Annotated in this window: 11 protein-coding genes; 5 read left to right on the plus strand and 6 right to left on the minus strand. The window is 66.5% G+C overall.

Annotated features, from left to right (window positions below; all coding sequences use genetic code 11):
- Nucleotides 1-3: 3 nt before the first annotated feature.
- Genes E7773_RS06380 through E7773_RS06390 form a run of 3 tightly spaced genes read right to left on the minus strand, consistent with a single transcriptional unit; the run spans nucleotide 4 to nucleotide 4,030 of the window.
- Complete coding sequence (locus E7773_RS06380) at nucleotides 4-2,181, minus strand: RNA degradosome polyphosphate kinase (RefSeq protein ID WP_293989595.1); 2,178 nt, start codon at nucleotides 2,179-2,181, stop codon at nucleotides 4-6.
- The gene (locus E7773_RS06385; protein WP_293989598.1) at nucleotides 2,178-2,798 is read right to left on the minus strand and encodes a chromosomal replication initiator DnaA; all 621 of its coding nucleotides are present in this window, start codon (nucleotides 2,796-2,798) and stop codon (nucleotides 2,178-2,180) included. Before E7773_RS06385 ends, E7773_RS06380 begins: the two co-directional genes overlap by 4 nt.
- Nucleotides 2,795-4,030, minus strand: coding sequence for a heavy-metal-associated domain-containing protein (locus tag E7773_RS06390; RefSeq protein ID WP_293989601.1), 1,236 nt, complete (start codon nucleotides 4,028-4,030; stop codon nucleotides 2,795-2,797). The genes E7773_RS06385 and E7773_RS06390 overlap by 4 nt, the downstream gene beginning before the upstream one ends.
- A gap of 63 nt (nucleotides 4,031-4,093) precedes the next feature.
- On the opposite strand from E7773_RS06390, the gene purM reads away from it, so the two are divergent.
- The 4 genes from purM to E7773_RS06410 are packed head-to-tail and all read left to right on the plus strand — an operon-like array spanning nucleotide 4,094 to nucleotide 6,747.
- Nucleotides 4,094-5,200, plus strand: a complete 1,107-nt coding sequence (gene purM, locus E7773_RS06395; RefSeq protein WP_293989604.1) for a phosphoribosylformylglycinamidine cyclo-ligase — start codon at nucleotides 4,094-4,096, stop codon at nucleotides 5,198-5,200.
- Complete coding sequence (gene purN / locus E7773_RS06400; RefSeq protein ID WP_293989607.1) at nucleotides 5,193-5,750, plus strand: phosphoribosylglycinamide formyltransferase; 558 nt, start codon at nucleotides 5,193-5,195, stop codon at nucleotides 5,748-5,750. Before purM ends, purN begins: the two co-directional genes overlap by 8 nt.
- Nucleotides 5,747-6,124 carry an MmcQ/YjbR family DNA-binding protein gene (locus tag E7773_RS06405; RefSeq protein WP_293989610.1) on the plus strand — a complete coding sequence of 126 codons (378 nt, stop codon included), beginning with the start codon at nucleotides 5,747-5,749 and terminating at the stop codon, nucleotides 6,122-6,124. Before purN ends, E7773_RS06405 begins: the two co-directional genes overlap by 4 nt.
- Nucleotides 6,121-6,747: a hypothetical protein gene (locus E7773_RS06410; RefSeq protein WP_293989613.1), complete on the plus strand. Its 627-nt coding sequence runs from the start codon at nucleotides 6,121-6,123 to the stop codon at nucleotides 6,745-6,747. The genes E7773_RS06405 and E7773_RS06410 overlap by 4 nt, the downstream gene beginning before the upstream one ends.
- A gap of 19 nt (nucleotides 6,748-6,766) precedes the next feature.
- Here E7773_RS06410 and ndk read toward each other — a convergent pair whose 3' ends face one another.
- The 3 genes from ndk to E7773_RS06425 all read right to left on the minus strand — a co-directional run bounded on the left by ndk (nucleotide 6,767) and on the right by E7773_RS06425 (nucleotide 9,163).
- Entirely contained in the window at nucleotides 6,767-7,189 is a 423-nt protein-coding gene (gene ndk, locus E7773_RS06415; protein WP_293989616.1) for a nucleoside-diphosphate kinase, read from the minus strand.
- Nucleotides 7,190-7,265: 76 nt separating this feature from the next.
- A complete protein-coding gene (locus E7773_RS06420) occupies nucleotides 7,266-7,703 on the minus strand; it encodes a DNA polymerase III subunit chi (RefSeq protein ID WP_293989619.1) in 438 nt (145 codons plus the stop codon).
- Complete coding sequence (locus E7773_RS06425; RefSeq protein ID WP_293989622.1) at nucleotides 7,703-9,163, minus strand: leucyl aminopeptidase; 1,461 nt, start codon at nucleotides 9,161-9,163, stop codon at nucleotides 7,703-7,705. The genes E7773_RS06420 and E7773_RS06425 overlap by 1 nt, the downstream gene beginning before the upstream one ends.
- A gap of 204 nt (nucleotides 9,164-9,367) precedes the next feature.
- On the opposite strand from E7773_RS06425, the gene lptD reads away from it, so the two are divergent.
- On the plus strand, nucleotides 9,368-11,572 hold the full coding sequence (gene lptD / locus E7773_RS06430; RefSeq protein ID WP_293990002.1) for an LPS assembly protein LptD: 2,205 nt from the start codon (nucleotides 9,368-9,370) through the stop codon (nucleotides 11,570-11,572).
- Nucleotides 11,573-11,706 lie beyond the last annotated feature (134 nt).

Below are 11,706 nucleotides of genomic sequence, written 5' to 3' on the forward strand. Positions count from 1 at the left end.
CCGTTAACGCCGCCGCGTCAGCGATAGTTTCGGTACCGCCCCGCCCTCCAGCGCCGCGCCGCGGCCGCTCAACGACGGGTTGGTCATGAAATAGCGGTGCAGATTGAACGGCTTTTCGCCGGGCTCGACGCGGTCGTAGCTGCCGTCCGAATGCAGTATCCAACTCTGTTCGGTGTCGATCAGGTTGGCGACCATCACCTGGTCGAGGATCTGGTCGTGGACGGTGGGATTGAGGATCGGGAGCATATATTCGACGCGCCGGTCGAAATTGCGCGGCATCCAGTCGGCCGAGGAGATAAACACTTTCGCGCCGTCGTTGGGCAGCGCCTTGCCGTTGCCGAAGCACCAGATGCGGCTGTGCTCGAGGAAACGCCCGATCACCGACTTGACTCGGATGTTCTCCGAGATGCCGGGGACTCCCGGGCGCAGGCAGCAGATGCCGCGGATCACCAGATCGATCTCGACCCCCGCGTTCGACGCTTCGTACAGTTTCTCGATGATCGCCGGATCGACCACCGAATTCATCTTGGCCCAGATCGCGGCCGGCTTGCCTTCGTCCGCGCTGGCGATCTCCGCATCGATCAGCGCGGTCAGCCGAGTCCGCATGTCGCGCGGGCTGATGCCGACATATTTGAGCGTCGGTTCGACGTAGCCGGTGACGTAGTTGAAGATCTGCGCGGCGTCGCGGCCGATGTCCGGGTCGGCCGTGAAGAAGCTCAAATCGGTATAAATGCGCGCGGTGACCGGGTGATAATTGCCCGTCCCGAAATGGCAGTAGGTGCGGTACTCGCCGGCCTCGCGCCGGACGACCATCGACACCTTGGCGTGGGTCTTCCAGTCGAAGAAGCCGTAGACGACCTGCACGCCGGCGCGTTCGAGCGCGGAAGCCCAGAGCAGATTCTGCTCCTCGTCGAACCGCGCCTTCAGCTCGACCACCGCGGTCACCGACTTGCCGCTTTCCGCCGCGGCGATCAGCGCGTTGATGACCGCCGACTGCTTGCCCGCGCGATACAGCGTCTGCTTGATCGCAACGACATCGGGGTCGGCGGCGGCTTGTTTGAGGAATTCGATCACCACCTCGAACGTTTCGTACGGATGGTGGACGACGATGTCCTTGGCCTTGATCGCGGCGAAACAGTCGCCGCCGAATTCGCGGATTCGCTCGGGGAAGCGCGGCGCGAAGGCGACGAACTTCAGGTCGGGGCGGTTCTCGTCGATGATCGCTTCGAGATCGTCGAGCCCGAGGAACGCGCCGCTTTCGGTGACGAACGCATCGCCGCCCGCCAGTTCGTCGCGCAGCACCGCGCCTAACGCCTCGGGCATGCCCGCTTCGAGCTCGAGCCGGATCACCCTGCCCCGCCTCCGCCGCTTGATCGCGTTGGCGAAGTAGCGGACGAGATCCTCGGCATCCTCCTCGATCTCGATATCGCTGTCGCGCAGCACGCGGAACTCGGCGGCGCCGGCCACGGCATATCCAGGGAAGATGATGCCGGAGAATCGCTTCACTAGCGACTCGACTGCCACATATCGCGCCGGCTCGCCCGGCAGCCGCACGAAGCGCGCCATCGGTGCCGGCAGCATCACCAGTTCGCGTACTTCCTCGCCGTCCGACGCGCGGACCAGGTCGAAGATCACCGCCAACCCCTTGTTGGGCATGAACGGGAACGGATGCGCCGGGTCGAGCGCCTGCGGGGTCAAGATCGGGAAGATCTGGTCGCGGAAATGGCTTTCGAGCCACGCCGCTTCCTCCGGCGTTACGCTGTCGTCAATGTGGCGCGACCCCAGGACCTGGATGCCCGCCGCGGCGAGGTCGCGCCGCAGGTCGCGCCACACCGCGCGCTGATCCTCGACCAGCGTGTCGGCGGTTTCGATGATCCGCGCCAATTGCTCGCGCGTGGTCAGCCCGTCGGCGGAGCGGCGCTCGACGTCCTGCTTCTGCTGTCCCATCAGCCCGGCGACGCGGACCATGAAGAATTCATCGAGGTTGGAGCCGGAGATCGACAGGAAGCGCAGCCGTTCGAGCAACGGATGCGCTTCGTTGCATGCCTCCTCCAGCACGCGGCGGTTGAACGCCAGCCAGCTCAGCTCGCGGTTGAAATAGCGTTCGCCACCGTCGCTCGCTTCGAACGGATCGTCGTCATCGTCATTGGCGAGACGCGCGATATGGGCGGGCCGGCTCATTGATCCTCGCTGGGCAGGGCGATGATTCCCGCCGCCGCCAATGTGGTCCGGGCGCGCGGGATCGACAAGCGCTTGCGATGCTCGAGCACGTCCTGGTCGAGCACATCGACCGCGCGCTCGACCGCGACGAAATTGCGTTCGAGCCGCGCAATCAGCCAATCGATCAGGTCGGGCCGCGCATCGAGGTGGCGGCGCAGGAACTGGCGCTCGAGCAGCGAGCGCATCAGCGCATCGTCGGGCGGGCCGATCCGCGCGACGGGACTGGCGGCAAGGCGCGAGCGCAGGTCGGGCACGGTGATGCGCCAGTCGGGGGGTGCCGCTTCCGCCACGAAGACTTGCGGGCGGCGATCGGCCTGCGCGGCGTTCCAAGCGTGGAACAGGTCCTTCTCGGGCCGGCGGTCGGCATCGTCGATGAAGGTGCCCCCGCTGCGGCTGGCGAACACGCGCGCGAGCACGCTGCGCCCCGACTTGCGCGGGCCCACCAGCAACGCCGTCATGACGGGCCAGGTCGCCCAACGTTCGAGCAGATGGAAGGCATGGTCGTTCGACGGCGTGACCAGGAATTCATCGTCGCCGGGCCCGGGCGGCCACGCCAGCGGCAGGCCGAGCTGGCTCATTCGCCCGGATTGGCCTCCGGGCGGCGGATACGGAGCGTCGTGCCGCTCCCCGCGACCTGGAAACCGCGCGATTGCAGCGACGATCGCAGGACCTCTGGGTCGCCGTTGTAGCTCAACCGCATCACCGACAGTCCGCCGATCGCCATGCTGGTGGTCGCGGCCCCGCTCACGCCCGGAATGCCGCGCACCGCGCTTTCGATCGACGAGACCGATCCGGCGGTCGGCGTGTCGAACTGGATCGTCATCGTCGTCGCGTTGGCGGTCGGCGTATCGGTCGGAGCTGTCGTCACGTCGCTCGGCGTGCCGGTCGGCGTCGGGGTCGGCGTGGGGGTCGCCATCGGCGGCGCGATATACGCAAGGCTCGGATCGCTCGCGAGCGCCCCGCCCTTGAGCGCATTCTGATAGATCGTATCGATCCGCTTGACCCCGGCGTCGAGCAACGCGCCCAGGCCATCCTCGCTTTCGACGCGAAGCGTGAAGCGCGCGATCAGTTGATTGTCGGCGCCGTGCCGTGCCTCGAACGTGCCGATGACCGGGCCGCCGGGCCATTGCCGCGACAGGGTAACGACGGGAGTCAGGATGTCCGACGCGGCATATTGATCGAGCACGCTGCGCCACCAGCCGCGGTCGCGCCGCCCGATCTGCCCTTCGTTGAGCAACAGCGAGTCGGGCCCGCTGCCGATCGGGCGGACGTAATCGACGTCGCTGTCGCCGGCGCGAAACCGGCCCCAGGCGTCAAACCACGCGGTCTTCTGCTCGAACGCCACCGCGGCGCCGCCCGACCATTGGACCGGGATCAGCAACATCGGCGAAGACCGCGCATCCTGCCCGGCGAGCCCGAGCATGCCGCCGATCTTGCCCCGGCTGAACAGCACGCCTAGCTTGGCGATATAGCGATTGGGGCCGATCTGCTCGTTCTCGATGACGATGCCCGTCACCATCGAATCGAGCGCCGAATCCGATGGCACGCCGCCGCCGGCGCCCATCTTCTTCGCCAGCATCTCGTACCCCTTGCGCTGGGCAAGGCGCCATCCGGCGTGGCGCGCGGCTTCGGCGGTCGGGCCGCTCACGTCGACCATGACTCCGTCGACCTGGTAACTGCCCGAGGTGTCGATCGGCTCGTTGGTATCGATCGTGTCGGTCGATTGCGCGGCGACCATGCCCGCCGTGCCGGCAAGCGCCAAGGCGGCGGCGATCGCGGTGGCGTGAAAAAAAAGGCGGGTGCGGGGCATGACGGGCGCCCTTTTGGCGAAGGAGCCGTGGAAATCCAAGCGCGATATCGCTAGGGGCCGCGCATGAGCGACCCCGACCGCCGCAACAGCCCCTACACCTATGCCGACGCGGGGGTGTCGATCGCCGCGGGCAATGCGCTGGTCCGCGCGATCGGTCCGCTGGCCAAGGCGACGCGGCGGTCGGGCGCGGACGCCGATCTGGGCGGGTTCGGCGGGTTGTTCGACCTGAAGGCGGCGGGGTTCGTCGATCCGTTGCTGGTCGCGGCGAATGACGGGGTCGGTACCAAACTGAAACTCGCAATCGACAGCGGACGACACGACGGGGTCGGGATCGACCTGGTCGCAATGTGCGTCAACGATCTGATCGTGCAGGGCGCGGAGCCGCTGTTCTTCCTCGATTATTACGCGACCGGGAAGCTCGACAACGACGTCGCGACCCGCGTCGTCGCGGGGATCGCCGAGGGCTGTCGCATCGCCGGCTGCGCGCTGATCGGCGGCGAAACGGCGGAGATGCCGGGGATGTACGCGGCGGGCGATTACGACCTCGCCGGGTTCTGCGTCGGCGCGGTCGAGCGTGATCGCGTGCTGACGGGCAAGGATATCGCGCCAGGCGATGTGATCCTGGGGCTGGCGTCGTCAGGCGTGCATTCGAATGGCTATTCGCTCGTGCGACGGCTCGCGGCAGACAAGGGCTGGAAGCTCGACCGCCCCGCTCTGTTCGACAGCGACGTGTTGCTGATCGACGCGCTGATGGCGCCGACCCGGATCTACGTGAAAAGCCTGTTGCCGTTGATCGCCGAGCGGCGGACCAAGGGGCTGGCGCACATCACCGGCGGCGGGTTGCTGGAGAATATTCCGCGCGTCCTGCCCGAAGGTACCCACGCGCGCATTGACGCTGGTGCCTGGGATCAGCCCCGACTGATGGCCTTCCTGCAAGCGCAAGGTGCGATCGAGCCAGAGGAAATGGCGCGGACGTTCAACTGCGGGGTCGGGATGGCGGCAGTCGTCGCGGCGGATCAGGCGGATGCGGTGATCGCGACGCTCGACGCGGCGGGCGAAACAGCGTTCCGGATCGGCGAGATCGTCGCGGGCGAGCGCGGATGTACGGTCCATGGCTCCGCCGGCACCTGGAGTGCGCGCGCCGACTGGTCGGCCACGCACCATGCCTAAAAAAGTCGGCATCCTGATTTCAGGCCGCGGGTCGAACATGATGGCGCTCGTCGAAAATGCCGGCGAGGCGTACGAGGTCGCAGTCGTCGCTTCCGACAAACCCGAAGCGCCTGGCCTGACCTGGGCGCTCGAGCACGGCATCCCGATCTTCGCGCTGTCGCCCAAAGGGATCGGCAAGCCGGCGTATGAAGCCGCGCTGAGCGCCGCGTTGCGCGAGGCCGGGGTCGAGATCGTCGCGCTCGCCGGGTACATGCGGTTGCTGTCGGACGAGTTCGTCGCCGACTGGCGCGGGCGGATCGTCAATATCCACCCTTCGCTGCTCCCCGCATACAAGGGCCTCGACACGCACCAGCGCGCGATCGGCGCTGGTGAAACCGAGGCCGGGTGCTCGGTCCATATCGTCACCGAAGAGCTCGATGCCGGCGACGTGCTCGGTCAGGCGCGCGTGCCGATCCTGCCCGATGACGACGCCGAAACCCTCGCCGCGCGCGTGCTCGCCGAAGAGCATCGCCTTTACCCGCGCGTTCTGGCAGAGTTCGCGGCGCGATGAGCCCCGATTACGAGTCCGACCTCGCCCGCGTCCGCGCGATCTGCTTCGGCTATCCGGAGGCCGCGGAGAAACTCTCGCACGGCTCCCCCGCCTTCTACATCGAGAAGGGCAAGGTTTACGCGTACGTCTGGCACAACCATCACAACGACGGGCACACCGCGGTGATGGTCAAGACGTCGGGCCGCGAGGAGCAGGCGATGCTCGTCGAGATGGACCCCGATTTCTACCACATCCCGCCCTATCTCGGCCCGTCGGGCTGGATCGGGATGGAGCTGAACGGCGACGCCACCGACTGGGAGCGCGTCGAGGACCGCATCGCGATCAGCTGGGAAATGGTCGCGCCGCGCCGCTTGCTCGAGGCGGGCGGGCGATGAGCGACGCTCCCGAACTGGAGGTCGCGGCGACCGAAGCGGTGGCCAAGGCCGAAGCCGCTGCGACGCGCCGCCGCTGGATCAATCTCGGCGAGTTCGTCGCGGTCGCCGGGCTGATCATCGCGGCGGTCAGCCTGTGGATGACGTGGCACGACCGCAAGGCGGATGAAGCGGACAAGCAGGCGGAAAAGACCGCCGCAGCGCAGAGCGAGGCGCGCTACGCGGTGCGCTCGTCGCTGCACGGCAAGGATATCGTCATCACCGCCGACGACCGCCACACGCTGGGCGACATCAGCGTCACCTTCCCGAGCGATCTCGGCGTGGCTCCGCAGACCAGTGCGACGCAGACGATCCCCGCCGGCTGGTACGAAAAGGCGCTGCTCAAGGCGACCGATGGCGGCGCGGACTCGCAGACCGGCAAGCTGCCGGTGCTGCTGACGGTCCATTACATGGACGACGACACGCCGCTCAGCACGACTGGCGTGTTCGATATCGTGTGGCGCACGAATGGGCGGGTGCCGCCGCTTGGCCGCGACCTGCACATCCTCGGCATGCGCCTCCACGAACGCGGCGGGTCGCAAGCGCGGATCGACGCGCTGTGGAAGGCGGGCTGGCCGGCGAGCTAGCCCCGTCGGCTGTCGCTAATCAGCCGACGATTTCTTCGGGCTTGAAGAAATACGCGATCTCGATTGCGGCATTCTCGTCCGAATCCGACCCGTGGACGGTGTTGGCTTCGATCGATTCGGCGAGTTCCTTGCGGATCGTGCCGGGCTCGGCGTTCGCCGGGTTGGTCGCGCCCATGATGTCGCGGTTGCGCTGCATCGCGTTTTCGCCTTCGAGCACCTGCACCACGACGGGCCCGGAGGTCATGAACTGGACGAGCTCACCGAAGAACGGGCGCTCCTTGTGCACCGCATAGAAGCCCTCGGCCTGCTCCTTGGTCATGTGAATGCGCTTCGACGCGACGACGCGGAGACCCGCGTCCTCCAGCATTTTGGTGACCGCACCGGTCAGGTTGCGGCGCGTGGCATCGGGCTTGATGATCGAAAACGTGCGTGTGGCGGCCATGGCGGTCGCTCGCTCCTTTGGTTGGGGCTGGGGAAACTGGCGGCTCCCTAAGCGCCGCGTGCAAAACGCGCAAGCCTCAGGCGGACTGCTGCCACTTTCCGGCGTCGTTCTGCTTCCAGTAACGTCGCTCGATCCCGTCGCGATCGGCAAGCGCCCTCCAAGCCTCGCGCGCGTCGGCGATGCGGTCGGCGTCAAAGAAGTGGAAGGCGCGGTCGAACCCGAGCGCCGCGTCGCGCCATTGGCCGTCGATGAGGGCGATGTTCGTTGCCCCATTGCCCGCCGATACGTCGTTGGCGATCAGCACCGGTTGGGAAGCGTCCTCATCACCTGCCAGCCCATGCGGCAGGAAGCTTTCGGCCGAATAGCTCCACAACAATTTGTCGATCGCACCGCATTGCGCGTCGTTATCGCTGACGATCAGCAGTCGCCCCCCGCCCGCCACCACGCGCTCGGCGATACGCGGTAGCGCGCGTTCGAGCGGGGTGACGGTCAAATGGTAGAAATCGACCTGCATTATTTCTCGAAATTGTCCGCGACGAAGCGGTCGAGCAGGCGCACGCCATAGCCGGTCGCGCCCTTGTCGTAGGTCGCACCGGGCTTGTCGGCCCACACCATCCCGGCGATGTCCAGGTGCGCCCACTTCACGCCCGCCTCGACAAAGCGCCCGATGAACTGCGCGGCGGTGATCGACCCGGCGCCGCGCGGGCCGACGTTCTTCATGTCGGCGATCGGCGAGTCGATCAGCTTGTTGTACGCGTCGGAGATCGGGAAGCGCCACAGCAGGTCGCCCGACGCCTTCCCCGCCGCGAGCAACTGATCGGCCAGCCCGTCGTCGTTCGAGAACAGACCGGCATGTTCGTTGCCCAGCGCGATGATCATCGCGCCGGTCAAAGTCGCCAGATCGACGATGGTCTTCACGCGATGCGTCTTTTGCACCCAGGTCACGCAGTCGCACAGCACCAGCCGCCCCTCGGCGTCGGTGTTGAGCACCTCGATCGTCTGGCCCGACATGCTGGTCAGGATGTCGCTGGGGCGGATTGCGTTGCCGTCGGGCATGTTCTCGACCAGCCCGCACACGCCGATCACGTTCGCCTTCGCCTTGCGCGTGGCGAGCGCCTTCATCGCGCCGACGACCGCGCCCGCGCCGCCCATGTCCCACTTCATGTCTTCCATGCCCGCGCCGGGCTTGAGGCTGATGCCGCCGGTGTCGAACGTCACGCCCTTGCCGACCAGCGCGAGGTCGGGATCGCCCTTGCCCTTGCCGCTCCATTTGAGCGCGAGCAGCCGGCCTTCGCGGGTCGAGCCCTGCGCCACGCCGAGCAGCGCCCCCATGCCGAGCTTTTCCATCTCCTTGGGGCCGAGCACGGTGATTTCGAGGCCGAGCCCCTCGACATCGGCGGTGACGCGGTCGACGAAGCTCGCGGGATAGACGATGTTCGGCGGCTCCGACACGAGCGTGCGGGTGAGATCGAGCCCGGCGGTAACGGCGTTCTGGTGCGCCCAGTGTTCCTTGTCCGCATCGACCAACGGCACAATCGTGGCCGAGGCCAATGTGGCTTTCTGCTTTTCGGGCAGCTTGGTCCGATACGTGTCGATCCGCCAGGCTCGCTGCGCCAAAGCCCCGATGAACCGCGCCGCCCCTTCAGGCGAGTGAGCACTGTGCTCAAGATCGATCGCAATACTTTTGGCGTTCGTTAGCAGTCTCGCAGTGACCGCCCCGCCCGCCTTCTCCCAATCCGAGTCCTCTCCATCTCCCACACCAACCAGAACAATGCGATTGATGTGCTCGCCAACCGACACGAAACTCTCGATCGTCGCGCCGGCTTCCCCGTCGAACTTTGCTGCCGCAGCCGCTGCTTTCAGCACTTCGCGGCCACCAAATGCCACCAACGTCTGGTCCAATTGGCCCTTGGCAACGGGAAGTACGACCACCTCCGCGTCTTGAGGAAGGGAAGCGGCGAACTCGATCTTCATGGTAAGGCAAACCTCAATCAATTAACGCGAAAGGACGTTGGACGCGCTTCTCTAGGCCGCTAATGCCGCACAGGCAAAGCGTCGATTGCGGTTATCGGGCGGCGATGCGATAGGGTTGGCGGGCGGTCCGTTCAGGGCGGGCGCCGCCGCGACAAAGGGTGTTTGGTGAACTTCACGCGTTCCGCTTTCCTGGCCGGCTCGGCGATGCTGTTCGCGCTGGGCGTCGCCCCCCCGGCGAGCGCGCAGGACCTGCAGGATCGCCAGGCGGCACCCCCGCCCCCGGCCGAGACGCCGCCGCCGGCCGACCCCGACCAGGTGCAATTCTCCGCCGGCACGCTCGAATACGACAATGACAGCGATACCGTCACCGCGACCGGCGATGTGCGCATGTACCGCCAGGGCGACAAGCTGCGCGCCGATCAGGTCGTGTGGAACCGCAAGACGGGGAAGGTCGTCGCGACCGGCAATATCGCGGTCACCAACCCGCAGGGCGATGTCGCGTACGGCGATCGGATCGACCTGACCGACTCGCTCAAGGACGGCGTGGTCGACAATATGCTCGTCGTGCTCCAGCAGGGTGGACGGCTTGCTGCGGTCAAGGGTTACCGCGACGAGAACGGCACCGTCACGCTCAAGAGGGCGGCCTACACGCCGTGCGCGGTGACCGATTCGCACGGCTGCCCGAAAAACCCGTCGTGGAAGATTACCGCGGTGAAGGTCGTGTACCGCCCCGACCGCAAGCGCATCTATTACACCGGCGCGCGCTTCAACCTGTTCGGCTTTGCGACGATCCCGCTGCCCAAGCTGTCCAACCCGGTCGGCGAAGGTGCCGACAGCGGTCTGCTGAGCCCCGAACTGCGCTATACCCGGACCAACGGCTTCGAAGTCGCGGTGCCCTATTATTTCCGGCTCGCGCCCAATCGCGGGCTGACCGTGACGCCGCACGTCTTCACCAGCGTCGCGCCGATGGCGCAGGTCCAGTACGAGGCGCTCAACAGCTTGGGCGCGTACCGGATCACGGGCTATGCCACGGTGTCGCCCAAGACCGACTTCCTCGCGACGACGCCGCTCAGCACGACGAGCGCGTTTCGCGGCTATCTGGACGGCGTCGCGCGGTTCCAGCTTGACCCCTATTGGTCGGTCAGCGGATCGCTGCGGCTGACCACCGACCGCACCTTCCTGCGGCGCTACGACATCTCGAACGACGACCGGCTGCGCTCGACGATCAGCGTCGAGCGGATCGATCCCAACACCTATCTCGGGATAACCGGTTGGGCGGTGCAGACGCTGCGGCTGGGAGATCGCCAGGGGCTGCAACCGATCGCGCTGCCCGAAATCGATTTCCGCCACCGCATCGACGACGTGCTCGGCGGCCGTGTCGCGTTGCAGCTCAACACGCTGGCGATCACGCGCACCGCCGGCGAAGACACGCAGCGCGCCTTCGCGAGCGCCCAGTGGGACTTGCGGCGGATCACGCCGTGGGGACAGGAAGTAACGCTGACCGCCTACGCGCGCGGCGATGTGTATAACGCGAGCGATATCGCCGCCACCACGGTCGCGAGCTATCGGGGCCAAAGCGGCATCCATACCCGCGCCATCGCGGCACTCGCGCTCGACATCCAATGGCCGCTGGTCGGACCGTTCATGGGCGGAATGCAGCGTCTTACCCCGCGCTTCCAGATCGTCGCCTCGCCGCCCGCCGGCAATCTGTCGGTGCCCAATGAGGACGCGCGCGCGGTCGATCTCGAGGATTCGAACCTCTTCGCACTCAACCGCTTCCCCGGCTACGACCGCTGGGAGGATTCGACGCGGTTCACGATCGGGCTTGACTATGCGCTCACGTTACCCGGTGTCGCGATCAGCGCGACGATCGGCGAAAGCTATCGCCTGTCAAGCAAGCCGACGATCTTCCCCGACGGCACGGGTCTGACCGACCGCTGGTCCGACATCGTCGGGCGGACCGAAGTGCGTATTCGCGATTTCGTGTCGTTCGTGCACCGCTACCGGCTCGACAAGGACAATCTCGCGATCCGCCGCAACGAAATCGATGCGACGGTCGGCACCAAGCGGACGTATCTGCTGCTCGGTTATCTCCGGCTCAACCGCAACATCGCCCCCACGCTCGAGGATTTGCGCGACCGCGAGGAAGCGCGGGTCGGCGGGCGAGTCGGGTTCGCCCGTTTCTGGTCGATCTTCGGATCGGCGACGATCGACCTGACCGACAAGAACGAGGACCCGACGTCGCTGGCCGACGGGTTCGATCCGGTCCGGCACCGGCTGGGGGTGGAGTATGAGGACGACTGCCTTCGCCTCGGGCTGACCTGGCGGCGCGATTACCAGACGACCGGCGACGCGCGGGCGGGCAACAGCTTCCTGTTGACGCTGGCGTTCAAGAACTTGGGGCGCTAAGCCGCTAAGCAGAGGTTCATCCGACATTGGGCAAGCGCACGGGGATTTTTCGGGTGCGCCCGTATGGCCATGGGGTTTTGATTACGTGACACTTCTTTCGACGTCGCGCGCGCTGCGCGCCCTTGCCGGAACCG

The organism is Sphingomonas sp. (assembly GCF_004799495.1).
GTDB lineage: Bacteria > Pseudomonadota > Alphaproteobacteria > Sphingomonadales > Sphingomonadaceae > Sphingomonas.